Here is a 26,552-nt window from a genome sequence, read left to right on the forward strand (position 1 = left end):
ATCACGTCACCACTCGGCCACGCTGCCGTCGGCGTGTCGCCACACCGGGTTGCGCCAGCGTGGCGGCTGCTTGCTGGCTTCGATCAGGCGGGCTTCGTCGATTTCAACGCCCAGTCCCGGTTTCGGCAGGGCGGCGATGCAGCCCTGGTCGTCGCAGCGGAAATCTTCCTTGTTGAGCACGTAATCCAGCAGGTCCGCGCCTTCGTTGTAATGGATGCCGATGCTCTGTTCCTGGAGCATCGCGTTGTAGGAAACGAAATCCACCTGCAGGCACGCGGCCAGCGCCACCGGGCCAAGCGGGCAGTGCGGGGCCAGTGCCACGTCAAAGGCTTCGGCCATCGCGGCGATCTTCACGCATTCGGTGATGCCGCCGGCATGCGACAGATCCGGTTGCAGGATCGACAGGCCACCTGCGGCCAGCACCGGCTTGAACTCGGTGCGCGAATACATGCGCTCGCCGGCGGCAAGCGGGATGGGCGTGGCATCGGCCAGCGTGCGGTAGTGCTCCCATTGCTCGGCCAGCACCGGTTCCTCGACGAACAGCGGCCGGAACGGAGCCAGTTCGTGCAGCAGCACGCGCGCCATCGGCACGCTGACGCGGCCGTGGAAGTCGATGCCGAAATCGACCGTATCGCCCAGTGCCTCGCGGATGTGCGCCACCTTCGCCACGGCGGCATCCACCGCGCGCGGGCTGTCGATCAGTTTCAGCTCCTCGGTGCCGTTGAACTTGAAGGTGTCAAAGCCCTGCGCCCGGTATTGGCGCATCTGCGCCACGATGTCCGCCGGACGGTCGCCACCGACCCAGCGGTAGGTCTTCATGCGGTCACGCACGCAACCGCCCAGCAAGGTGTGAACCGGCACGCCCAGGGTCCTGCCCTTGATGTCCCACAGCGCCTGGTCGATGCCGGCGATCGCGCTCATCAGGATCGCGCCACCGCGATAGAAGCCACCGCGATACAGGACCTGCCACAGGTCGTTGATGCGCGCGGGATCCTGGCCGATCAGATAGTCCGCCAGTTCATGCACGGCTGCTTCCACCGTGCTGGCGCGGCCTTCGATCACGGGTTCGCCCCAGCCGGTCACGCCCTCGTCGGTCTCCATCTTGAGGAAGAGCCAGCGCGGCGCGGCATGGAAGGTGCTGATGCGGGTGATCTTCATGCAGTGTGATCCAGATAGGCCTGACGGAAACGCCGCGCGTGTTCGCGCGTGCGCTCGACCGGTTGGCCGGGTTTGTAGAGTTCGCCGCCGATGCCCGCGCCCACGCAGCCGGCGGAGAGGTAACTGGCGATGGCCTCGGGCGTCACGCCACCGACGGCGAAAATGGGCGCCGGCGGCAGCACGCTGCGCAGGCTGCGCACCATGTCCGGGCCGTAGAGTGCGGCAGGGAAGAGCTTGAGTATCTGCGCGCCGGCATCCAGTGCTTCAAAGGCCTCGCTTGCGGTGGCGAAGCCGGCGGCTACCTGCAGGCCGCGCTTGACCGCATGCCGGATCACCGGCTGGCAGGTGTTGGGGGTGACCATCAGGCGTCCACCCGCGTCCACCAGCGCATCCGCATCCGCGTTGGTCAGCACCGTGCCCGCGCCGATCATCGCGCGCTCGCCAAACGCGTCCACCGCGCTGCGCACGCTGCGCGCCCAGTCCGGCGAATTGGTCGGGATCTCGATGGCGTCGTAGCCTTCTTCCACCAGTGCGCCCACATGCGCGGGCACCTCGGCAGGCGTGATGCCGCGCAGGATCGCGATCAGCGGCAGGCGGAACGGCAGGCTGGGTGCTGGCGTGACCATCAGTCGTGATACACCTGCGAGCGGCCACCGTCGATCAGGATGTCGGTGGCATTGATGAAACGCGCCTCGTCGCTGGCAAGGAACAGCGCGGTATGCGCCACTTCCTCCGGCGTGCCGATGCGCTTGGGCGGCAGCAACCGGGTCTGGCGTTCGCGCTGCTCGGGCTCGCGCTGGAACCATGCCTCGATGCGTGGCACCAGGATCAGGCCGGGCGAGATCGAGTTCACCCGGATCCCGCGTGCGGCGTATTCGATGCCCAGCGCCTTGGTCATGCCCAGCAATGCGTGTTTGGCGACCGGGTAGGGGAACGCACCGGGGATGATCCGGTGCCCATGCACGGACGCGATGTTGACGATGCTGCCTGCACCCTGCGCCAGCATGGCGGGCAGGACAGCGCGGGTGACATGCCACGCGCCGCGCAGGTTCAGGTCCATGCAGCGCTGCCAATCCGCATCGGACAAGGCCTGCGGCTCGGCGAACACGTCCGCGCCTGCGTTGTTGACCAGCACGTCAATGCGGCCATGGGCCTGCAAGGTGGCCTGCACGGCGGCATCCACCGCTGCGGCGTCGGTAATGTCGGCGATGCGATGGTCGATGCCCGGCGCGGCATCCTGCACCTGCGCGCGATCCAGCCCGGTGACCTGCGCGCCATGGCGGGCGAACAGCTGCGCCGTCGCGGCACCGATGCCGCTGGCCGCGCCGGTGACGATGGCGATCTTGCCTGCCAGCCGCCCACTCATCGCAGCTTTCCTGCGGTGGCCGGTATGGCGAAGATGTGAACGGGTTTGCACGGCTGCAGCATTGCGTCTTTCTCCTGGCTTCGCGTCGTGAGCCCTTCGCCGGTTGGCGGCGCGGGCCTTCCGGGCCCGAAGCGTGGCGTAAGCCTCGCGTGGCAAGCTATATACTGCAAATGAAATTATTCAAATAATATATTCGTTGACAGAATACGTGTGCAGAGGGAGGCCTCATGATCCACCCCACCACCGGCTGGTTTGGCGCAACCCGCCTCAAGACCCGCCATCTCCTGCTGCTGCTCCACCTGTACGAGCAGCGATCGGTATTGCGCGCCGCAGAAGCCGCCAACATGAGCCAGCCGGCAGCCTCCAAGCTGCTGGCGGAAATGGAGCAGCTGCTGGGCGTGCCGTTGTTCGAGCGGCATGCGCGCGGGGTGGAGCCCACCTGGTACGGGCAGGTGCTGATCCGGCGCGCGCGCGCGGCCCTGTCCGAGATTGGCCGCGCCCATGACGAGATTGCCGCGTTGCGCAGCGGGCGGATCGGCAAGGTGGCGATCGGCACCGTGGTCAACCCCGCCACCACCCTGGTGCCGCTGGCCATCGCCGAGGTCAAGCGCGAGTTCCCGGACATCCTCATCAAGGTGGAGATGGACTACAGCCGGCCGCTGGTCGCCAGCCTGCTGGATGGGCAATTGGATATCGTGATTGGCCGCATCATGGACCCGGAAGGCGCGGCCGAGCTGGACTTCGAGCCGCTGGCGGACGAGCCGCATTCGGTGATCGTGCGCGCCGGCCATCCGCTGACAACGCGCGAGCGGCTGACCCATGCCGACCTGATCGAGCATGGCTGGATCATGCCGCCGGAGGCCAGCGTGCTGCGCTCACGCCTGCATGCCGCCTTCCTGGAAAACGGGCTGCCGCTGCCGCAGGACATCGTGGAAACCGCGTCCTTGCCGCTCATCATCCATCTTCTTCGGCATAGCGATATGCTCGCAGCGTTGCCTGAGGAGTCGGTCGGCCCCTATCTGCAAACCGGGCAGATGCAGGTATTGCCGATCGAACTGGGGGTGCGGATGGAGGCCTTCGGCATCGTCCGACGGCGTGACCAGTTGCTTTCGCCGGGTGCCGAGCGGATGTTGCAGGCCCTGCGCTCGACCGCAAGGCGGATCTATCCGCCGGTGGCGGGGGATGCCCGGATCGACTGAGGAAACGAGGTATTTCAAAACAAGATAGGTCGTTGCGATTATTTTATTTGCATGGCATGACAGCGGTGGTCAAGCTGCGCCCGTCCTGATGCGCGCCCGACGGCTTGCGCGGGATTTCCGGACGGGCGTGCCCGTCCGGCCACAACTATCATGTCCTGTCACGCTGTCATGTCTCCTGGGAGGGAAAGACCATGTCCATGCGTTATCGCCCCGCTTGCAATCTGCGCCACACCATCATCGCCACGAGCATCGCCATGATGCTGGCGGCACCTGCGTTCGCGCAGGACAGCACTGCCAACACCACCGACACCACCGGCGCAACCGACCTGGACAAGGTGGTTGTGACCGGCATCCGCGGTTCGGTGTACAAGGCGCAGGACATCAAGCGTGACGCCGACACCTTCGTTGATTCGGTGACCGCACTGGACATCGGCGCATTGCCCGACCGCAGCGTCACCGAGACGCTGTCGCGCATCCCCGGCGTGACCATCGACCACTTCCTGTCCGCTGGCGATCCGGAGCATTTCTCCGCCGAAGGCAATGGCGTGCAGGTGCGCGGCCTGACTCAGGTGCGCTCCGAGCTCAACGGCCGCGACAGCTTCTCCGCTTCCGGTGGCCGCAGCCTGAGCTTCGGCGACGTGCCATCCGAACTGATGGGCGGCGTGGACGTGTTCAAGAACCAGAAGGCCGACATGATCGAAGGTGGCCTGGGCGGCACGGTGAACCTGCGCACGTTCATGCCTTTCGACTTCAAGGACAGGAAACTAAGCGCGTCGGTGAGCGTGAACAAGGGTGACTTCGCCGAAAAGCTGAGGCCGTCTGCCTCCGTGCTCTACAGCAATCGCTGGGCCACCGACGCCGGTGAGTTCGGCATCCTGGTGGACATCGCCCATTCGAAGCTGGCCACCCGCACCGATGGCATGTTCGTGCGGCCGTTCTTCAATACCGCCCACAGCGACGTCAATGATGACGGCACCAATGAATCGCTGTGGCTGCCGCGTGGCGCAGACTGGCGCACATTGAATTACGAGCGCGAGCGCAATGGTGCCTATGCGGCGTTCCAGTGGCGTCCCAACAGCAACATGGAGTTCTTCGCCACCGCCTTCCAGAGCAAGTACGACGAACTCTGGTTCGAGGACGCGATCTTCGTCTCCAACGACCCCACCCAGGTGATGGTGGATGCCAGCCAGCCCTACGAGCTCAACGGCGACGTGTTCGTGTCCGGGCGCATGACTCAGAACGGCGGCGTGCCGATGGGCACCGACATCCGTGCCTCTAACCGCGCGTCCAAGACCACGGATTACTCCGCTGGCTTCAAGTGGGTGGTCAGCGACCACATCGACCTGTCCACCGAGCTGCAATACATCAAGGCCAGCACCAACAGCCTGGACTCCACCGTGTCGCTGGGCGTCAACGTGCCCTACATCGATATCGACCTGAGCGGCGGCAGGCCGCTGATCGGCATCGACGACCAGTTCACCGGCAACTCCGCGAACTACTACTGGGGGTTCACCATGGACCACCAGGATCGCAACGTGGCCGAGGAGCTGGCGTGGCGGGCCGACCTCAAGTACAGCTTCGACAGCGGCTTCGTGCGTTCGGTCAAGGTGGGTGTGCGCACCACCGACCGCGACGCCACCAGCATCGACACCGGCTACAACTGGAAGCCGGTGTTCCAGACCTGGATGCAGTGGTGGGCGTTGCCGGGCGGGGTGCCGCTGCCGGGCCTGGACCTCAACAGCACCGTCAATTCCAGCCTGGTGCATCTCAACACCTTCCAGAACTTCTACCGTGGCGACGCCAATACCCCCGGCACCTTCTACGCTCCGATCCTGGCCACGGCGCTTGGGTATCCGGCCAGCTACAAGGACATCCACGACGCCGCCGTTCCGTACTACATCAACGGTTGCGGGTACGGCCAGTACTGCCCGTTTGTCAGCACATCGCTGGACAACGAGGCCTTCCGCAACGTCCAGAACGAGAAGACCCGCGCCGCATACGCCATGCTCAACTTCGGCCTGGACGATGTCTTGCTCGAAGGCAACGTGGGCGTGCGCGTGGTGCGCACCGAGAACTCCGCCAGCGGCTACCTCATCTATCCGAACCTGGCGCTTGCGTCATACCTCGGCGCCGGCGAATCCGAACCGATCAGCGCGCGCAATTCCTACACCGACGTGCTGCCCAGCTTCAACCTGAAGTGGGAACCGAAGAAGGACCTGATCGTGCGCTTCGCCGCGTCGAAGGCGATCGCGCGCCCGAACTTCAGCGACATGCAGGCCTACCAGATCCTCAATGCCAACGTGAAGTCCGGTTACACGCCGGATGACGGTGCCACCACAGTGCCGCTGGACAAGCTGGACCTGACCGGCAGCTCCTATGACAACCCGTACCTGACGCCGATGAAGGCCGACCAGTTCGACCTGTCGCTGGAGTGGTACTTCGACCCGGACCACGGCGGCATGGCCTGGGTGAACCTGTTCCACAAGGGCGTCAAGGACTATTTCCGCCGCCAGGCCGAGCTGGTGACCTATCCGGGCGCGGACGGCAACGACTACGACTACCTGATCACCCGCCCTGTGAACGTGGGCACGGCGCGCATCGACGGTGCCGAGATCGGCTGGAACCAGTTCTTCGACTTCCTGCCCGCGCCGTTCGACGGCTTCGGCATGTCGGCCAACTACACCTACATCGACAGCGTGACCCGCGTCCCGTACGCCGCGGGCGTGGATCCGATCGACACCGACGGTTCCACCTTCGGCACGCTGCCGGCGGACGGGCTGTCGAAGAACTCGTACAACATCGCCGCGTTCTACGAGAAGAACAAGTGGCAGATTCGCCTGGCCTACAACTGGCGCAGCCAGTTCCTGCTGTCGATTGGCTCGAACGGCTACAACGGCAACGACCTCTACAACGGGGTGGCGATCCCGTGGAAGCTGCCGGTATTCAGCGACAGCTACGGCCAGCTGGACGGGTCGATCTTCTACAAGTTCAACGACCACGTGCAGGTCGGCCTGGAGATGAACAATCTCAATAACGCCGAACAGCGCACGATCATGTGGCAGAACGGTGCCGGCAACCATGTCACTTCCTGGTACGTCAACGATCGACGCTACGCAGCGACGTTCCGTTTCACGTTCTGATCGCCAGATGGCCGGAGGGAGAGGCCGCTACTCTCCTTCCGGCGTTTCGCGGGTGTGCTCCACGCATGGCGCGCCTGCCCTCACGCCGTGCCGGAAAACCCGATGCGCAAGCTTCGCCTGACATTTGCCTTCCTTGCGTTGCTGCTGGCGTCTGCTGTGGCGGCAAAGGAAGAGTTCGCTGCATACCGCTGGAAGAACGTCGCCATCGGCGGTGGCGGGTTCGTCACCGGGCTGGTGTTCCACCCGCATGAAAAAGGCCTGCTGTACGCGCGCACCGACATGGGTGGCGCATATCGATGGGTGCCGGCGGAAAACCGCTGGCAGCCGATCCTCGACTGGATGGGCGAGGACGACAAGGGCCGCTTCGGCATCGAAAGCCTGGCGCTTGATCCCTCCGATCCCGACAAACTGTACCTGGCCGTTGGCACCTATCTGAATGCCAACGCCAGCAATGGCGCGATCCTGCGCTCGTCCGACCGTGGCGCGAGCTTCCAGCGCAGCGCGTTGCCATTCAAGCTGGGCGGCAATGAACAAGGGCGCGGCAATGGCGAACGGCTCGCGGTGGACCCGCACGATGGCCGGGTGTTGCTGTTCGGCACCCGCGCCAATGGCCTGTGGCGCAGCGATGACAGCGGCGCAAACTGGCGCGAGGTAAGCGCTTTCCCGGCCATCGCCAAATCGCCGGCTGCGGCGGCGAAGGTCTGGAACGGCACGCAAGCCATCGGCATCGCCTTCGTCGTCTTCGATGCGCAAGCGCGCAAGGTCTATGCCGGTGTGTCAACGCGCGAGACTTCGCTGTATCAATCCAGTGACGGTGGCCTGAACTGGCAGGCCGTGCCCGGCCAGCCCACCGGCCTGCGCCCCAACCACATGGTGCGCGACGCGCGCGGCCGCTGGCTGCTGAGCTACGGCGACGAGCCGGGGCCGAACACGATGAACAACGGCGCGGTGTGGCGCTTCGATCCGGCGGATGGCAGCTGGGCCGACATCACGCCGGTACCGCAATCCAGCGACCCGAGCGGTGCCGGTTTTGGCTGGGGCGCGGTGGCGACCGACCCGCGCGATGCCGATGTCATCGTTGCCAGCACGTTCAACCGCTACGTTCCGCGTGATGACGTGTTCCGCAGCGTGGATGGCGGCAAGCACTGGAAGTCCACGTTCGACGGTGCGCAGTTCGATTCGGCCAGCGCACCATGGACACAGGGTGCGCGCCCGCACTGGATCGGTGACATCGAGATCGACCCGTTCGACCCGGATCGCGTGTGGTTCGTCACCGGCTATGGCGCGCTGGCGTCGCGCAATGCCCGCGCGTTCGACAGTGGCAGCGCGATGCAATGGGACTTCCCGATGCGCGGTTTCGAGGAAACCGTGCCACTGGCGCTGGTCAGTCCGCCCGAAGGCGCGCATCTGGTCAGTGCGCTGGGTGACATCGACGGTTTCGTGCATGACAACCTGGACGTGGCGCAGCCGCGTTTTTCCGGCGTGCGTTATTCCAATACCGAAAGCCTAGCGGTGGCCGGGCAGGCACCGAACATCATGGTGCGCACCGGTTACTACCATGGCGGCGCGAACGGTATCGTGCGCGCGGCATGGTCGAAGGATGGCGGTCGCAACTGGACGGCATTCGCCACTGAACCGCCGCAAGGCGATGGCGGCGGGAACATCGCGCTGGCGGCGGATGGCAAGCGCGCGATCTGGCAGCCGCGCAACGGTGGGCACTGGATCACGGCGGATTTCGGCGGGCGCTGGCAGGCGGTGAAGGGCCTGCCGAAGACGGCGCTGGTGGTGGCCGATCTGGTTGACGAGGGCATCTACTACGGTTTCGATGCGATCACCGGCAACCTGTACGTCAGCGGCAATGGCGGCGTGGAGTTCAAGCAGGCACAGGGCAGCATCGGCGAGATCGGGGACTGGTTCCGCGCCGAGTTGCGCCCGCATCCGCAGCGCAGCGGCGAAGTCTGGATCGCCGCCTCTTGGCGCGGCCTGCTGCATTGGTCGCCGGGCAAGCTGGAACGCTTGCCGGGTGTCGAAAACGCCTATTCCATCGGCTTGGGCAAGCCGGCGAAGGACGGCGCGCCGCCGGTGCTGTTCGTGTACGGGCAGGTCGGCGGCAAGACCGGCTTGTATCGCTCCGACAACGGCGGCAAGCGCTGGCATCGCATCGACAATGATGCGATGCGCTTCGGCGGCGTGATCCGCCATGTCACCGGTGACCCGCGCGTGCATGGCCGGGTGTATTTCGGCACCGAAGGGCGCGGTATCTGGTACGGGGATTCGCCATGAAGCGCGCGCTGGGATTTCTGGTACTTGCCGGCATGGTGCTGCCGCTGCGTGCAGCGGAACTGCCGCGCGTGTTCGCCGATGGCATGGTGCTGCAGCGCGACCAGCCGATTCCGGTCTGGGGCCGCAGCGCGCCGGGCGCGAAACTGCGGGTGACCCTGGATGGCAGGAAGGCGAAGGCAAACGCCGACGCCGCCGGCAACTGGCGTGTGCTGTTGCCGCCGCATGCGGCCGGTGGCCCGTTCGAGCTGCGCATCACGGACGATGGAAAAACACAGGTTGTGCGCGACGTGCTGGTGGGCGACGTGTGGCTGGCGTCGGGGCAGTCGAACATGGAATGGCCGATTGCGCAGTCGCGCGATGCCGAGGCCGAAATCCAGCGCGCCACCGACCCGCTGATCCGCCATTTCAAGATTCCAAAATCATGGGCCGGCGAGCCGCAATGGCAACTGGCCGGTGGGCAATGGCAGGCAGCGTCGCCGCAAGTTGCCGGCAGTTTTTCCGCCGTCGCGCATTTTTTCGCGCGTGAACTGCGCAAGAGCACGGGCGTGCCCATCGGCATCATCGACAGCAGCTGGGGCGGCAGCAACATCGAAGCCTGGACCGATGCGGCCACGCTGAAATTGTCCGCCGATGACGTCGCCGCGCAGGCCGCAATGCTGGAAGCGCGCGACCGTGAATCCCTGCGACAGACGCAGGCCAACACCGCGCGCTGGCCAACGCCAGTCGATGACAGCGACTGGTCGCAGGCCACGCTGGACACCTCCGCATGGGCCGAGCTGCCGGTGCCGGCATTGTGGGAAAGCGCCGGCTGGAACGGGATGGACGGCATCGCCTGGTATCGCGCCGAGTTCGATTTGAATGCGCAGGAAGCCCGCGCCGGCGTGAGCCTAGGCGTGGGCCGCATCGACGACAGCGACACCACCTGGGTCAACGGCGTGCAGGTCGGGCAGACCCGGATGCAGTACAACCAGGTGCGTGTTTATGCGGTGCCGGCATCGGCGTTGCGGGCGGGCCGCAATACGATTGCCGTGCGCGTGGAAGACACCGGCGGCGGTGGCGGCATCCACGGCCAGCCGCAGGAGGTGTTCGTGCAGCCAAACGGCGGTGCGGCGCGCGTGCTGGCCGGTACGTGGAAGTTCCGCCCGGCCAGGGTGACAGTGGCGCTGGTGGACGACAAGAACCAGCACCCCACCTTGCTGTACAACGCGATGATCCACCCGTTGCAGCCCTATGGCTTGCGCGGGGTGATCTGGTATCAGGGCGAGAGCAATGCCTATGCCTTGCAGGCGGCGCGTGATTACCGCGATCAATTTCAGTCGATGATCGGGCAGTGGCGCACGCAATGGCAGGCACCTGCGCTGCCGTTTTTGTGGGTGCAACTGGCGAGTTTTGGCAGTGGGGTGGATCGCGGGGCGGACAGCCCCTGGGCGCTGCTGCGCGAATCGCAAACAGCGGCGCTGCGGCTGCCGGCCACCGCACAGGTGGTGAGCATCGACATCGGCGACAGTCACGACATTCATCCGCGCAACAAGCAGGACGTGGGCAGGCGTCTGGCATTGGCGGCGCGCCATGTCGCCTATGGCGAGTCGCTGGTGCATGCCGGGCCGATGCAGCGTGGCGTGCAGTTCGATGGTGATGCCGTGCGCGTGCAGTTCGACAATGGCGGTGCGGCCCTTGCGGTGCGTGGCGACGGCGAATTGCGCGGCTTTGAGTTGGCTGGCGATGACCGCGTGTTCCATCCGGCGCGTGCGCGCATCGAGGGCGATGCCGTGATCGTGCGCAGCGACGCGGTGCCCGTGCCGCGTGCGGTGCGTTATGGCTGGCGCGATGATGCCGCAGACGCCAACCTCGGCAACGCCGAAGGCCTGCCGGCTTCGCCGTTCCGCAGCGACGATTGGTGATGGCGATGGCAATGACAGGCAGGGCTTGGTTCGGGTTGCTGCTGGGCTTGTTGCTGGTGGCGTGCAGGCCTTCCGGTGATGTGCCGGCATCGGCATCGTCAGCGCCCGCGCAGGAAGCGCCCATGCCGCAGATCGTCAGCAAGGACGGTCGCCATGCGCTGCTGGTTGATGGCAAGCCGTTCCTGATCCTGGGCGCACAGGTCAACAATTCGAGCAACTGGCCGCAGGCGCTGGATGCGGTATGGCCGGCCATCGACGCGCTCAAGCCGAACACGGTGATGGTGCCGGTGGCGTGGGAACAGGTCGAGGCGGTGGAAGGCCGGTTCGATTTCTCCTTCGTCGATGCCTTGCTCAAGCAGGCGCGCGAACATGACGTGCGGCTGGTGCTGCTGTGGTTCGCCAGCTGGAAGAACAACGGCCCCAACTACGCGCCGGCCTGGGTCAAGCTGGACAATGCGCGTTTCCCGCGCGTGGTCACTGCCGACGGGCGCACGCTCAATTCGCTGTCGCCGCATGCGCAGGCCACGCTGGATGCGGATCGCAAGGCATTTGTGCAGTTGATGCGGCACCTGAAGGCCAATGACCCGCAGCGCACCGTCATCATGGTGCAGCCACAGAACGAGCCGGGCACCTACGGCAGCGTGCGCGATTTCTCGCCGCTGGCGCAGAAGGTGTTCGAGGGGCCGGTGCCGCAGGCCCTGCTGGACAAGCTGGGCAGGCAGGCGGGCACATGGCGGGAGGTCTTTGGCAACGATGCCGACGAGTTCTTCCACGCCTGGCACATCGCGCATTACATCGACCAGGTGGCCAAGGCGGGCAAGACCGAATACCCGCTGCCGATGTACATCAATGCTGCGTTGCGCGGGCCGTTCAACCCCGGCCAGCCGGGCCAGTACGCCAGTGGCGGGCCGACCGACAACGTGCTGGATATCTACAAGGTGGCCGCGCCGCATATCGACCTGCTGGCACCGGACATCTACATGCCCGAATACACGCACTACACCACGGTGCTGGCGCGTTATGCGCGCGCGGACAATCCGCTGTTCGTCGCCGAAACCGGCAACAGTGCCGAATACGCGCGCTATTTCTTTTCCGCGCTGGGGCAGCAGGCCATCGGCTGGTCGCCGTTCGGCATGGATTATTCGCATTACTCCAACTGGCCGCTGGGCGCGAAGCATGTGGACAGGCACGCGCTGGAACCGTTCGCGCTGAACTACGCCATCGTGCGGCCGGCCATGCGCGTGATCGCGCAGGCCAGTCTTGATGGCAAGGTGCGCGGTACTGCGGAGCAGCCCGGCCAGCCGGTGCAGAGGCTGCAGATTGACGAGCGCTGGAACATGGTGGTGACCTACGGTGTGCCGCAGTTCTGGTTCCAGGGCGAGCCGCCGGGCAACCCGGAACCGGTGGGCCGCGCGCTGGTGGTGCAACTGGGGCCGGATGAGTTCCTGGTGACCGGGGCGCATGCGCGGATCAACATCGAGGCTGCCGATCCGGCCATCGCCGCGCGGCAGATCTACGACTTCGTTGACGAAGGCACGTACGACGCCAACGGGCAGTGGCAATTCCGCCGCCGCTGGAATGGCGACCAGACCGACTACGGGCTCAACTTCTCCGGCGTCCCGCAGTTGCTGCGGGTCAAGCTGGCGACCTACTGATGGAAAGAGGCATGAAGACGATGCGAATGATGCGATGGACGGGCCTTCTGGCCGCAGGCTTGCTGGTGCAGCCGGCGCTGGCGCAACACGTGGAAAAGCAGGCCGATGGCGTTGTGGTGCATCCGGCGCGGCCGGGTGCCGCAGTCGTGCGCGTGCAGGTGGTCGATGAGCGCATCGTGCGCGTCAGTGCAGACCCGGACGGTGATTTCCAGCGCAGCGCCAGCCTGATGCGCGTTCCCGGCGCTGGCAACACGCCGGCTTTCAGCGTGCAGCAGGATGCAGATGGCGTCACCGTGAAGACGGCGGGCATCTCCGCGCGGATCGCGCTGGACAACGGCCAGGTGCGCTTTTTCGATGCGGCGGGCAAGCCGCTGTTGAGCGAACGCAGCGACGGGCGCGTTTTCACCCCGGTCACCATCGAGGGCAAACCCTACCTGAGCCTGCGCCAGCGCTTCGAGCCGAACGCGGACGAAGGCCTGTACGGCACCGGGCTGCACCAGAACGACTGGATGAACCTGAAGGGCCGTGATGTCGAGCTGCTCCAGCACAACATCGATAAGCCAATCCCGTATCTGGCTTCCAGCAAGGGCTACGGCATCCTGTGGGACAACAATGCGATCACCCGCTACGGCGATCCGCGCGGCCTGCGCCCGCTTCCGGAAACGCTGGAATTGTTCGATGCCGATGGCAAGCCCGGTGCGCTGACCGCCACCTACAGCATCAATGGCAAGCAGAAGTTGCGCCGTCGCGAAGCGCAGGTGAACTACCAGTTCCGCAGCGATTACGAACGTTTCCCGAAGAAGGCGATCAACAAGAAGCAAGGTGGCCGCAGCCTGGTGACGTGGGAGGGCAGCATCGCGGCCAGAACCACGGGCACGCACACGTTTTCGCTGTTCAACAGCGAATACGCGAAGCTGTGGATCGACGGCAAGCTGGTCAAGGACACGTGGCGGCAGAACTGGAACGCATGGCACCACGAGTTCGCGCTTGAGATGAAGGCCGGCGAAAAACACGCCGTGAAGCTGGAATGGAACACCATCGACCCGGCCTATCTGGCGCTGCTGCACCGCGACCCGTTGCCTGCCGATGAGGCGCAGGATCTGTCGATCTGGTCCGAAGCCGGGCAGATGATCGATTACTACGTGGTGGCCGGCGGCAATGGCGATGGCGTGCTGGCCGGTTATCGCCGGCTGACCGGCAAGGCGACCTTGTTGCCGAAATGGAGCTACGGCTTCTGGCAAAGCCGCGAGCGCTACAAGACGCAGGCCGAACTGACCGGCGTGCTCGACGAATATCGCCGGCGCAAGCTGCCGATCGACGCCATCGTGCTGGACTGGAGCTACTGGCCGGAGAATGCGTGGGGCTCGCACGACTTCGACACGAAATTCTTCCCGGATGCGGAAGGCATGATCCGGCACGTCCACGACCAGCATGCGCAGATCATGATTTCGGTGTGGCCGAAGTTCTACCCGACCACCGAGCACTACAAGGAGCTGGACAAGGCCGGGCACATCTACCAGCGGCCGGTGCAGCTTGGCATCCGCGACTGGATCGGCGAAGGCTACGTCAACAGCTTCTACGATCCGTATTCGAAGGATGCGCAGGACATCTTCTGGCGGCAGGTCAATGCCAAGCTCAACAGCAAGGGCATCGATGCCTGGTGGCTGGATGCCAGCGAGCCCGACCAGCAGGACAGCATCGACATCGATGAGCGCAAGGCGCGCACCACGCCGACCTCGCTGGGGCCGTCCGCCGAGTACTTCAATTCCTATCCGCTGGCGCACACCTCGGGCGTGTATCGCGGTTCGCGCGAGCAGGACCCGGACAAGCGCGTGTTCATCCTGTCGCGTGCGGCGTTTGCCGGCATGCAGCGCAACGCGGCGGCGTTCTGGAGCGGCGACATCGTGCCGACCTGGCAGAACATGGCGCAGCAGGTGGGTGGCCTGGTGAATGCCTCGATGGCCGGCATTCCCAATGTCAGTTTCGACATCGGCGGGTTTGCGCCGGAAAACCGCTACATCAGCCAGGACCCGGCGCATGTCCCGGAATGGCGTGAGCTCAATCTGCGCTGGTTCCAGTTCGGCGCATTCGTGCCGGTGTTCCGCCTGCATGGACAGTTCCCGTATCGCGAGATCTGGGAGATCGCGCCGGAAGGCACGCCGCACCATGACAGCTTCGTGCATTACCTGAAGCTGCGTTATTCGCTGCTGCCGTACATCTACACGCTGGCCGGCGATACCTGGCATCGGGATGGCACCATCCTGCGCACGCTGGCGATGGATTTCCCGAACGATGCACAGGCGCGCGACATCGCCGATGAATACCTGTTCGGCCCGGCCTTCCTGGTGGCGCCGGTCACGACCTACAAGGCGACCTCGCGCCCGGTGTACCTGCCGGCGGGCAGCGACTGGTACGACTTCCAGACCGGCCAGCGCCATGCCGGCGGGCAAACCCTGGATGCCGCCGCGCCGCTGCAGCGGATGCCGCTGTTCGTGCGCGCCGGTGCCATCGTGCCGCGCACGGTGGTGCAGCAATACGTTGACCAGACGCCGGATGCGCCGCTGACCATCGAGGTCTATACCGGCGCTGACGGCACGTTCTCGTTGTACGAGGACGATGGCCGCAACTACGGCTACGAACGCGGTGAGTTCAGCCGCATCCCGCTGACATGGGACGACAAGGCCGGGGCACTGCGCATCGGCGCGCGCGAAGGCCGTTACCCCGGCATGGTCGAGAAGCGCCAGATTCGCGTGCGCTGGATCGATGGCCCGCGCGCGGACGCAGGCACGCTCGAGCCGCAGGCCGATGCCAGCGTGGAATACGACGGTCGCGCCCTGGTCGTGAAGAAGAAGCGTTGAGCCGGCGATGAAGCTGGGGCGGCGTGATTTGCTGAAATCGACGGCAGCGGCGCTGGTCGTTGCCGGTGCGGGCGGCGCTGCGAAGGCGCAGCCCGCTGGCAAACTGGCCGCGGCCCGCACTGGTGCGGCCCGAACGGGCGCTGCCGCGATGACAGCTGCCGCGCCTTCCGCATCGCCCATGCGGCTGTGGTATTCGCGCCCGGCCACGCAATGGGTCGAAGCCTTGCCGCTGGGCAATGGCCGTCTGGGCGCGATGGTCTGGGGTGGTGGCCGCTACGAACGCCTGCAACTCAACGAGGACACGCTGTACGCCGGTGGCCCTTACGATCCAACGCCGAAGGAGGCGCTGGCTGCGCTGCCTGAAGTGCGCCGGCTGTTGTTCGCAGGCCGCTATGCCGAAGCCGAGGCATTGGCCGACGCGAAGATGATGGGCCAGCCGATCAAGCAGATGCAGTACCAGCCGCTTGGCGAACTGCAACTGGATTTTCTGGAAATTGCCGAAACCAATGGCTACCGGCGTGAGCTGGATCTGGATCGCGCGCTGGCAACAAGCAGCTTCGAGGCGCGCGGCATGCAGCACCGGCGCGAGGTGCTGGTTTCCCCCGTCGATCAATGCATCGCCGTGCGCCTGACCGGCGACCAGCCCGGCCGCATCGGCGTGCGCATCGGTTTGAACAGCGACCATGTGGAAGCCACGGTGGATGCCGATGGCGACGATGGCCTGCTGCTGCGCGGGCGCAATGGCAGTGCGCATGGCGTGGACGGTCGCCTGCGGTTTGCCCTGCGCCTGCGCGTGCTGGCAAACGGCGGCAGCACGCGCCGCGTGGGCGGGCGCATCGAGGTGCGCGAGGCCGACGAAGTCCTGCTGCTGCTGACCGCCGCCACCAGCTTTGTCGATCACGCGCATGTCGATGGCGATCCTGAAGCAATCACCCGCCGGCAGCTTGCCGCCGCCGCGCACAAGCCGTGGGCCGAGCTGCTGGCCGCGCACGTGGCCGAACACCAGCGCCTGTTCCACCGCGTGCAGCTTGACCTGGGCCATGCCCCGGAGGCCATCGCCGCGTTGCCCACCGATGCGCGCGTGGCGCGTTTCGCCGAAGGTGGTGACCCGGCGCTGGCGGCGCTGTACCACCAGTTCGGTCGCTACCTGCTGATCTGCTGCTCGCGGCCCGGCACCCAGCCTGCCAACCTGCAAGGCATCTGGAACGACCTGCTTTCGCCGCCGTGGGAAAGCAAGTACACCATCAACATCAACACCCAGATGAACTACTGGCCGGCCGAGGCCAATGCGCTGGGCGAATGCGTTCAGCCCCTGCAGGCGATGATCGAAGACCTGTCGCGGACGGGGGTGGAGACCGCGCGGCGCATGTATGGCGCGCCGGGCTGGGTGGTGCATCACAACACCGACCTGTGGCGGCGCACCGCACCAGTTGATGGCGCGAAGTGGGGCATGTGGCCGACCGGCGGCGCGTGGCTGCTGCAACACCTGTGGGATCGCTGGGATTACGGCCGCGAACCGGGCTACCTGCACGCGATCTGGCCGCTGTTCAAGGGTGCCGCCGAGTTCTTCGCCGCCACACTGGTGGAGGACCCGGGCACCGGGGCGATGGTCACCGCGCCATCGATCTCGCCGGAAAACATGCATCCTTTCGGTGCGGCGTTGTGCGCCGGCCCGTCGATGGACGCGCAGATCCTGCGTGACCTGTTCGACCGCAGCATCGCCATTGCCGGCATGCTGGGCGTGGATGCGGCACTGTCGGCCAGGTTGGCGACGCTGCGCGAGCGCCTGCCGCCACACCGGATCGGCCATGCCGGGCAGTTGCAGGAATGGCAGCAGGACTGGGACATGGACGCGCCGGAACTGCAGCATCGCCACCTCTCGCACCTGTACGCACTGCATCCCTCCAGCCAGATCAACGTGCGTGATACGCCGCAACTGGCCGCAGCCGCGAAGCGCTCGCTGGACATCCGTGGCGATGAAGCCACCGGCTGGGGGATTGGCTGGCGCTTGAACCTGTGGGCGCGGCTGGGCGATGGCGAGCGCGCGCATCGCGTGCTGCAAAAACTGCTCAGCCCCGCACGCACCTATCCCAATCTGTTCGATGCGCATCCGCCGTTCCAGATCGACGGCAATTTCGGCGGCACCGCCGGCATCACCGAAATGCTGCTGCAAAGCTGGGGCGGCAGCATCTTCCTGCTGCCGGCCTTGCCCAGCGCCTGGCCCGACGGCAGCGTGCGCGGGCTGCGCGTGCGCGGCGCGGCGCGGGTGGACATGCAATGGCAGGCCGGCAAGCTGCAGTGGGCCAGCCTGCATTCCGATCGTGGCGGGCACTATCAATTGGCGCATGCAGGGCGCACGCTGGACGTGGAACTGGCCGCAGGTGCATCACTCACCGCACGCTTGCGCGGCAATGCGCTGGTGGCGGCATGAACATGGACACAGGAGCACGCCCGGCATGACACTCGTAGCTGGCATCGACGCGGGCACGCAAAGCCTGAAAGTGGTGGTGCATGACGCGGAGCGCGGCATCGTGGCGACGGCCAGCGAAGCGCTTGCCCTGCATTGTAGTGACGACGGCAGCCGCGAACAGGATCCCGCTGCGTGGGTGGCGGCAATGCAGGCCTGTTTTGCCCGCATCGATCCGCAACTGCGCGCACGCATCGCCGCACTGGCGGTGTCCGGGCAGCAGCACGGCTTTGTTCCGCTGGATGCAGGCGGCAACGTGCTGGCGCCAGCCAAGCTGTGGTGCGACACCAGCACCTCCCGTGAATGCACGCAGATCATGGATGCCGTGGGCGGCGCGGCGCGCTGCATCGAACTGGCCGGCAATCCCGTCCTGGCCGGCTATACCGCATCGAAACTGCCGTGGACGCGCACGCATCGCGCCGATGTGTATGCACGCCTGGCCACGATCCTGCTGCCGCACGATTACCTGAACTTCGTGCTGACCGGGCAGCGCTTCTGCGAGTGGGGCGATGCGTCCGGCACCGGCTGGCTGGACGTGCGCACGCGCACATGGTCGCAGGCGATGCTGCATGCCACCGATCCCGACCGCGACCTGTCGGCCTGCCTGCCGCCGATTGCCGCGCCGGATGCCTTGTTTGACCTGCATGCGCCAGCGGCCGCGTTGCTGGGCTTGCCGGCAACGGTGAAGGTGGCGGTGGGCGGTGGTGACAACATGATGGCCGCCATCGGCACCGGTTGCGTCGAGCCGGGCCGGCTGGCGATGAGCCTGGGCACGTCCGGCACGCTGTTCGCGTATTCCGATGTGCCGGTGATCGATGCCGATGGCGCGTGGGCGGCATTCTGTTCGTCCACCGGCGGCTGGCTGCCCTTGATCTGCACGATGAACTGCACGGTGGTGACGGAACAGGTCGCGAAGCTGTTCGGTTTCAGCAGCCGTGATGGCGATGCGCACGTCAACGCCACCGCGCCGGGTGCAGACGGCCTGACCCTGCTGCCATTCCTCAACGGCGAGCGCACGCCCAACCTGCCGCTGGGCAAGGGTGTCGTTGCCGGGCTGGACATGCACAACATGACGGCATCGCACTTTTATCGCGCAGCAATGGAAGGCGCGAGCTTTGCGCTGAAGTACGGGTTCGATGCCTTCGTCGCTGCCGGCATGCGCTTCGAGCGCATCGTGCTGACCGGCGGCGGTGGTGGCAGCGCGGCGTGGCGGCAGATGATTGCCGACATCTTTGGTCTGCCGGTGGACGTGCCGGAGCAGGCCGAAGGCGCGGCATTCGGTGCCGCCTTGCAGGCGCGGTGGGCGCTGATGCGCAGCAAGGGCGATGCCGCGTCCATTGCCGACGTGGTGCGCAGGCACGTGACCATGCATCCAGCGCAGGCCACCAGGCCCGATCCTTCGCGTGCGGCGGCCTACGCGCAGGCATATCAACGTTACCTGCGCCATCTGGGCGCGGTTGCACCCTTGTATCGCGGTTGATTTTTTCCCAAAACGAACAGGCAGGAACGCCAACATGAGTAGCCAGTATTTCATCGGCAACAGCGAATATTTCCCCGGCATCGGGCGCATCCCGTTCGAGGGCCGCGATTCGGACAACCCGCTGGCGTTCAAGGTCTATGACGCCAACAGGCTGATCGGCGGCAAGAGCATGCGCGAGCACCTGCGCTTCGCGGTTTGCTACTGGCATACCTTCTGCAATGCAGGCGCGGATCCGTTCGGCCCCGGCACGCGCCGTTTCCCGTGGGAAAAGGGCACGCCGATGGCGACGGCGGAAGCCAAGGTGGATGCGGCGTTCGAGTTCTTCACCAAGCTCGGCGTGCCGTACTACTGCTTCCATGACGTTGACATCGCACCGGATGCCGACGACATCGCCACCTATGAAAAGAACCTCAAGCACATGGTCGCACTGGCGAAGCAGCGCCAGCAGGCCACCGGCGTGAAACTGCTGTGGGGCACGGCCAACCTGTTCTCGCACCCGCGTTACATGAATGGCGCGGCCACCAATCCGGATTTCAACGTGGTCGCGCGTGCTGCCGTGCAGGTCAAGGCGGCGCTGGAAGCCACGGTGGAGCTGGGTGGCGAGCATTACGTGTTCTGGGGCGGGCGCGAAGGCTATGCCTGCCTGCACAACACCGACATGAAGCGCGAACTGGCGCACTTCGCCCGCTTCCTTACCGCGGCGCGCGATTACGCACGCAGCATCGGCTTCACCGGCAAGTTCTTCATCGAACCCAAGCCGATGGAGCCGATGAAGCACCAGTACGATTTCGACAGCGCCACCGTCGCCGGCTTCCTCAATGCGCACGGCTTGCAGGACGATTTCATGCTGAACATCGAGGCCAACCACGCCACGCTGTCCGGCCACACCTTCGAGCATGATTTGCAGGTTGCCAGCGACCATGGCCTGCTGGGCAGCATCGATGCCAATCGCGGCAATGCGCAGAACGGCTGGGATACCGACCAGTTCCCGACCGACCTGTACGACACCGTTGGCGCGATGCTGGTGGTGCTGCGCCAGGGTGGGCTGGTCGGTGGCCTGAACTTCGATGCCAAGCCACGCCGCGAATCCACCGACATGGAGGATCTGTTCATCGCCCACATCGGCGGCATGGATGCCTTCGCGCGCGGGCTGGAAGTGGCGTACAGCCTGCTCAATGACTCGCCGTGGGAGCAGTGGCGCAGCCAGCGTTACGCAAGTTTCGACGCGGGCGCAGGCAAGGATTTCGCCGCCGGCAAGCTGGGGCTGGCGGAACTGGCCGGCCTTGCCGCGAGCAACGGCGAGCCACGGCAGACCAGCGGCAAGCAGGAACGCTACGAAAATCTGCTCAATCAATATCTGCTGCGCTGAACGCGGCCCATCAGCTTCCTGGGAGGGAACGACATGTCCACCATCAAGGCAGGTGCCGCGCAGGGCGGCGATCACACCGGTGAAAACACCGGCTTCATCATCCTCATCAGTTGCGTTGCCACCATCGGCGGTTTCCTGTTCGGCTTCGACAGCGGCGTCATCAACGGCACCGTTGACGGATTGCAGCAAGCCTTCGGTTCGACCAAGGCGGGGCTTGGTTTCGAGGTCGCTTCGATGCTGCTGGGCTGTGCCATCGGCGCGTTCTTTGCCGGTCGCCTGGCCGACCTGTACGGTCGCCGCAGCGTGCTGCTGATCGCCGCGCTGCTGTTCCTCGTCTCGGCGCTGGGCGCGGGCGCGGCGACGACCTCGACCATGTTCGTGCTGGCGCGCGTGATCGGCGGTTTTGCGGTGGGCGCGGCCAGCGTGATGTCGCCGGCCTACATCGCCGAAGTCGCCTCCGCGCGTTATCGCGGCAGGCTGGCCACGGTGCAGCAGATCGCGATCATCAGTGGCCTGTTCTGCGCCTTCCTCAGCAACTATCTGCTGGCCAAGACGGCAGGCGCATCCACCGAGGTGTTGTGGGCCGGCCAGCCAGCCTGGCGCTGGATGTTCTGGATGATGGCGATTCCGTCCGTGCTGTTCCTGCTGCTGCTGCTGTTCATCCCGGAAAGCCCGCGCTACCTGGTGGTGAAGAAGCGCAAGGACGATGCGCTGAAGGTGCTGACCAAGCTGTACGGCACCGCAGAAGCGCAGTCCAAGCTGGTCGAGATCGACGCCTCGCTGTCGGCTGACCATCATCGCCCGCAATTGTCCGACCTCATCAACAAGGCCACCGGCAAGGTGCGCCCCATCGTCTGGCTCGGGATCGGTCTTGCCACCTTCCAGCAGTTGGTCGGCATCAACGTGGTCTTCTACTACGGCGCGGTGCTGTGGCAGGCGGTGGGTTTCTCCGAGAGCGATGCGCTGCTCATCAACGTGCTGTCCGGTGCGCTCAGCATCGGTGCCTGCATCATCACCGTGCTGCTGATCGACAGGATTGGCCGCAAGCCGCTGCTGTGGATCGGCTCGCTCGGCATGTCGGTGACGCTGGCGTTGCTGGTGTGGGCGTTCTCAAGCGGCTCGCTGGTCGATGGACACCTGCAGTTGCCGGGTGGCATGGGCACGCTGGCGCTGGTGGCTGCCAATCTCTACGTGATCTTCTTCAACGTGTCGTGGGGGCCGGTGATGTGGGTGATGCTGGGCGAGATGTTCCCCAACCAGATCCGTGGCTCCGGCCTTGCGGTGGCGGGTGCGGCGCAATGGACTTCCAACTTCGCCATCACCGTGACCTTCCCGATGTTGCTGGCCGGCATCGGGCTTGCGGCGACTTACGGCATCTATCTGGCGTCGGCGATCATCTCGGTGTTCTTCGTGGTGAAGTACGTCCATGAGACCAAGGGCAAGGAACTGGAGCAGATGGAAGGATGAGCGGCATGTACAGCAGATCGTTCAGGCGCGCGGTGCTGACCGCATCCCTCGTCATTGCCGTTGCCGGTTGTGGCGGTGCAGGGAAGAACGCCCCGATTGCGGATGCGCCGGCTGTCGATGCCGCCGCTGACGGCAGCATCCATCCCGCGCAATGGCCTTCCGTGCAAGCGCCGTTGCCGGTCGATCCTGCGCTGGAAAAACGCATCGACGCATTGCTGGCGACGATGACGGTGGAGGAAAAGGTCGGCCAGATCGTGCAGGGTGACATCGCCAGCGTGACTCCGGATGACGTGCGCAAGTACCGGCTGGGCTCGATCCTGGCCGGCGGCAGTTCCGATCCCGGTGGCAAGTACAACGCCGCGCCGGCCGATTGGCTGGCCCTGGCCGATGCGTTCTGGGAAGCGTCGATGGACACGCGCGATGGCGGCAAGGCCATCCCGATCCTGTTCGGCATCGACGCCATGCACGGCCAGAGCAACGTGGTCGGCGCGACCCTGTTCCCGCACAACGCCGGTCTGGGTGCGACCCGCAACCCGGAACTGTTGCGCCGCATCGGCGAGATCACCGCAGCGGAAACGCGCGCCACCGGCATGGAATGGGCGTTCGCGCCGACGGTGGCGGTGCCGCAGGACCTGCGCTGGGGCCGTGCCTACGAAGGCTATTCGGAGAACCCGCAGGTGGTCGCGCAATTCGCGGCCGCCATGGTCGAAGGACTGCAGGGCAAGGCCGGCGCACCGGACTTCCTCGATGACCGCCATGTGATGGCATCGGTCAAGCATTTCGTTGGCGATGGCGGCACCACCGGAGGCAAGGACCAAGGGGATACGCAGACCAGCGAGGCGCAGTTGCGTGACGTGCATGCCGCCGGCTATGTCACTGCACTGCGCGCCGGTGCGCAGTCGGTGATGGCCTCGTTCAACAGCTTCCACGGCAACAAGATGCACGGCCACAAGCCACTGCTGACCGATGTGCTCAAGGGCAGGATGCAGTTCGACGGTTTTGTGGTGGGCGACTGGAACGGCCATGCCCAGCTCCCTGGTTGCAGCACCACCGATTGCGTCGCCACCTTCGATGCGGGCCTGGACATGGCGATGGCCCCGGACAGCTGGAAAGGCCTGTACGAAAGCACCTTGCAGCATGCGAAGGACGGCACCTTGCCGCAAGCACGGCTGGACGATGCCGTGCGGCGCGTGCTGCGGGTGAAGTTGCGCATGGGGCTGTTCGAGAAGCCGAAGCCCTCGCAACGCGCGCTGGGTGGCAACTTCAAGCTGCTGGGTGCGCCGGAGCATCGCGCGGTGGCGCGGCAGGCGGTGCGTGAATCGCTGGTGCTGCTGAAGAACAACAATGGCTTGTTGCCGCTGCGCACGCAGCAGCATGTGCTGCTGGCCGGCGATGGTGCCGACAACATCGGCAAGCAGGCCGGTGGCTGGACATTGAGCTGGCAGGGCACCGGCACCACGCGCGCGGATTTCCCCAATGCCGATACCATCTGGCAGGGGTTCGAGCGTGCGCTCAAGGCCGGCGGCGGCAGTGCCGAACTGGCGGTGGACGGCAAGTACCGCAGGAAACCCGATGTGGCGGTGGTGGTGTTCGGCGAAGATCCCTATGCCGAGTTCCAGGGCGACATTCCCAATCTGCTGTACAAGCCCGGCAACGACACCGACCTTGAACTCATCAAGCGCTTGAAGTCCGATGGCATTCCGGTGGTGGCGGTGTTCATCAGTGGCAGGCCGTTGTGGCTGAACCGCGAGATCAACGCCGCCGATGCCTTCGTCGCCGCATGGTTGCCGGGCTCCGAAGGGGCAGGCGTGGCCGACGTGCTGTTGCGCAAGCCGGATGGCGGCATCGCCCATGATTTCAAGGGCAAGCTGGCGTACTCGTGGCCGCGCACGGCGCTGGATGCCGCCGCCGGCAAGCGCGGGAACGATGCGTTGTTCAAGTTCGGCTACGGCCTGAGCTATGCCGTCGATGGCGCGCTTGCGCCCTTGCCGGAAGCCTCGGGCGTGTCCGCCGAACAAGCGGCCAGTGGCGTGTATTTCGCGAAGGGGCGTCCGTCACTGGGGCTGGCGTTGCAGCTTTCCAGCGCCGCGCAGCCGGACATGCCGGCGACCACGGTGCCGGCCATGCTGTCCGATGGCAGCCTGAAGATCAGTGCGGTCGATCACCTGGCGCAGGAAGACGCGCGCCGCCTGCAATGGTCGGGCACGGCGCCTGCCACGGCCAGCCTGCTGTCGGCAACGCCGCTTGACCTTGTGCGCGAAAGCAATGGCGACCTGCAACTGCAACTGACCCTGCGCCGCAATGGCAACGCAACCGCGCCGCTGTGGCTGGGGGTGACGTGCGGCAATGGCTGCGCCGCGCGAGTTGACCTGCACGCGGCGCTGCGCGCATTGCCGCAAGGCGAATGGAACACGCTGGGCGTGCCATTGAAGTGTTTTGCCGCGGCAGGCGCTGATCTTGGCAAACTGCACAAGATCGCGGTGCTGGAAAGCGCCGCAGCGCTGGACGTGTCGGTATCGCGCATTGCACTGGGCGCGGCCGATGCGAAGGTGGTCAGGGTGGAGTGCCCGGTCACCTGACCGGGCCGGGTATCTGCAACATCACGTCAATCACAACGATGGGGAACAGCCGTGGGCTTGTCGTCACTTGATATCGCAATCGTGCTGGCCTATCTGGCCGGCATCTTCGTACTGGCGCAATGGGTATCGCGCGAGAAGGGCGGGCACGCCAAGGATGCGAAGGATTATTTCCTTGCCGGCAAGTCGCTGCCGTGGTGGGCCATTGGTGCATCGTTGATCGCGGCGAACATTTCCGCCGAGCAGATCATCGGCATGTCCGGTTCCGGCTATGCGATCGGCCTTGCGATTGCATCGTATGAGTGGATGGCGGCGGCGACGCTGCTGATCGTCGGCAAATGGTTCCTGCCGGTGTTCCTGCGCAATGGCATCTACACCATGCCGCAGTTCCTGGAACAGCGTTACGGCACCCGCATCCGCACGTTGATGGCGGTGTTCTGGCTTGGCTTGTACGTGTTCGTCAACGTCACCTCGATCCTGTGGCTGGGCGCGATTGCCGTGAACCAGGTCAGCGGCATGGACCAGATGCTGGCGGTGGTGCTGATCGGCGTGTTCGCACTGCTCTACCAATTGTATGGTGGCCTGAAGGCGGTCGCGCTGACCGACATCGTGCAGGTCTCGCTGCTGGTGCTGGGCGGGCTGCTGGTCGCCGGCCTGACGCTGAGCCAGCTGGGCGATGGCGCGGGCATCGTCGCCGGCTTCCACAAGCTGTGGGACGCGCAGCCCGGCCACTTCGAGATGATCCTGAGCAAGGACAACCCGTTCTACAAGGATCTGCCCGGCATCAGCGTGCTGATTGGCGGCATGTGGATCATGAACATCAGCTACTGGGGTTTCAACCAGTACATCATCCAGCGCGCGCTGGCGGCGAAGGACATTGGCGAAGCCCAGAAGGGCGTGTTGTTTGCCGCCTTCCTCAAGCTGCTGATGCCGGTGATCGTGGTGCTGCCGGGCATCGCGGCGGTGATGCTTGCGCCGGGTCTGGACAAGCCCGACCAGGCCTATCCCACGATGATGCGGCTGCTGCCGACCGGCATCCTGGGCCTTGTGTTTGCGGCACTGGTGGCGGCGATCGTGGCGTCGCTGGCGTCCAAGATCAATTCGGTGGCAACCATCTTCACCCTCGATTTCTACGCCAAGGGCAAGCGACAGCCGGCGCAGGCCGAACTGGTGCGCGTGGGCCGCATCGCCGCCGTGGTTGCGGTGGTGCTGGGCATCCTTGCCGCCAAGCCGCTGCTGGGCAGTTTCGATCAGGCATTCCAGTACATCCAGGAATACACCGGCTTCTTCACCCCGGGTATCGTGGTGATCTTCATGCTGGGCCTGTTCTGGAAGCGCGCCAACGAAGCCGGCGCACTGGCCGCTGCCATCGGCTCGTTCCTGCTGTCCATCGTGCTGAAGCTGGCGTGGCCGACGCTACCGTTCATCGATCGCGTGGGGCTGGTGTTCCTGCTGGCGCTGGCACTGGCCGTGGTGGTGTCGCTGCTGACCCGGCATGCGCCGGAAAAGGACACCATCCACATTCGTGACGTGAATTACCGCACCAATGCCACGTTCAACATCGGTGCAGTGGCGGTGCTGGCCATCCTGGTCGCGCTTTACACGCTGTTCTGGTGAGCTGATGCCTGCGGCG

15 protein-coding genes are annotated in these 26,552 nt (G+C 65.4%); 12 read left to right on the forward strand and 3 right to left on the reverse strand.

All coding sequences use genetic code 11. The features are described 5' to 3' along the window. Positions 1-6: 6 nt before the first annotated feature. The 3 genes from dgoD to QM612_RS09215 are packed head-to-tail and all read right to left on the reverse strand — an operon-like array spanning position 7 to position 2,524. A complete protein-coding gene (gene dgoD / locus QM612_RS09205) occupies positions 7-1,158 on the reverse strand; it encodes a galactonate dehydratase (protein WP_415253596.1) in 1,152 nt (383 codons plus the stop codon). Next, complete coding sequence (locus QM612_RS09210) at positions 1,155-1,784, reverse strand: 2-dehydro-3-deoxy-6-phosphogalactonate aldolase (RefSeq protein ID WP_415253597.1); 630 nt, start codon at positions 1,782-1,784, stop codon at positions 1,155-1,157. The genes dgoD and QM612_RS09210 overlap by 4 nt, the downstream gene beginning before the upstream one ends. After that, complete coding sequence (locus tag QM612_RS09215) at positions 1,784-2,524, reverse strand: SDR family oxidoreductase (RefSeq protein ID WP_415253598.1); 741 nt, start codon at positions 2,522-2,524, stop codon at positions 1,784-1,786. The genes QM612_RS09210 and QM612_RS09215 overlap by 1 nt, the downstream gene beginning before the upstream one ends. Before the next feature lie 227 nt (positions 2,525-2,751). Here QM612_RS09215 and QM612_RS09220 point away from each other — a divergent pair, with 227 nt between their 5' ends. From QM612_RS09220 to QM612_RS09275, 12 genes are all read left to right on the forward strand, one after another. Further along, on the forward strand, positions 2,752-3,723 hold the full coding sequence (locus QM612_RS09220; RefSeq protein ID WP_415253599.1) for a LysR family transcriptional regulator: 972 nt from the start codon (positions 2,752-2,754) through the stop codon (positions 3,721-3,723). A 191-nt stretch (positions 3,724-3,914) separates the two neighbouring features. Continuing rightward, positions 3,915-6,863 carry a TonB-dependent receptor gene (locus QM612_RS09225; protein WP_415253600.1) on the forward strand — a complete coding sequence of 983 codons (2,949 nt, stop codon included), beginning with the start codon at positions 3,915-3,917 and terminating at the stop codon, positions 6,861-6,863. Positions 6,864-6,965: 102 nt separating this feature from the next. Next, positions 6,966-9,146 (forward strand): cellulase, encoded by a 2,181-nt coding sequence (locus QM612_RS09230; protein ID WP_415253601.1) that lies wholly within the window; start codon positions 6,966-6,968, stop codon positions 9,144-9,146. Continuing rightward, positions 9,143-11,047: a sialate O-acetylesterase gene (locus tag QM612_RS09235; protein ID WP_415253602.1), complete on the forward strand. Its 1,905-nt coding sequence runs from the start codon at positions 9,143-9,145 to the stop codon at positions 11,045-11,047. The genes QM612_RS09230 and QM612_RS09235 overlap by 4 nt, the downstream gene beginning before the upstream one ends. An 11-nt stretch (positions 11,048-11,058) precedes the next feature. Further along, positions 11,059-12,702, forward strand: a complete 1,644-nt coding sequence (locus QM612_RS09240) for a DUF5597 domain-containing protein (protein WP_415253603.1) — start codon at positions 11,059-11,061, stop codon at positions 12,700-12,702. An 11-nt stretch (positions 12,703-12,713) separates the two neighbouring features. Continuing rightward, a complete protein-coding gene (locus QM612_RS09245; RefSeq protein ID WP_415253604.1) occupies positions 12,714-15,560 on the forward strand; it encodes a TIM-barrel domain-containing protein in 2,847 nt (948 codons plus the stop codon). Positions 15,561-15,567: 7 nt separating this feature from the next. Next, positions 15,568-17,991, forward strand: a complete 2,424-nt coding sequence (locus QM612_RS09250; protein ID WP_415253605.1) for a glycosyl hydrolase family 95 catalytic domain-containing protein — start codon at positions 15,568-15,570, stop codon at positions 17,989-17,991. 25 nt (positions 17,992-18,016) lie between these two features. After that, entirely contained in the window at positions 18,017-19,507 is a 1,491-nt protein-coding gene (gene xylB, locus QM612_RS09255) for a xylulokinase (protein WP_415253606.1), read from the forward strand. A gap of 34 nt (positions 19,508-19,541) precedes the next feature. Continuing rightward, a complete protein-coding gene (xylA, locus tag QM612_RS09260) occupies positions 19,542-20,876 on the forward strand; it encodes a xylose isomerase (protein WP_415253607.1) in 1,335 nt (444 codons plus the stop codon). A gap of 33 nt (positions 20,877-20,909) precedes the next feature. After that, on the forward strand, positions 20,910-22,343 hold the full coding sequence (locus QM612_RS09265) for a sugar porter family MFS transporter (RefSeq protein ID WP_415253608.1): 1,434 nt from the start codon (positions 20,910-20,912) through the stop codon (positions 22,341-22,343). Continuing rightward, a complete protein-coding gene (locus QM612_RS09270; protein ID WP_415253609.1) occupies positions 22,340-24,922 on the forward strand; it encodes a glycoside hydrolase family 3 protein in 2,583 nt (860 codons plus the stop codon). Before QM612_RS09265 ends, QM612_RS09270 begins: the two co-directional genes overlap by 4 nt. Before the next feature lie 51 nt (positions 24,923-24,973). After that, on the forward strand, positions 24,974-26,536 hold the full coding sequence (locus QM612_RS09275) for a sodium/sugar symporter (RefSeq protein WP_415253610.1): 1,563 nt from the start codon (positions 24,974-24,976) through the stop codon (positions 26,534-26,536). Positions 26,537-26,552 lie beyond the last annotated feature (16 nt).

This window comes from Thermomonas sp. (genome assembly GCF_047606765.1).
GTDB lineage: Bacteria > Pseudomonadota > Gammaproteobacteria > Xanthomonadales > Xanthomonadaceae > Thermomonas.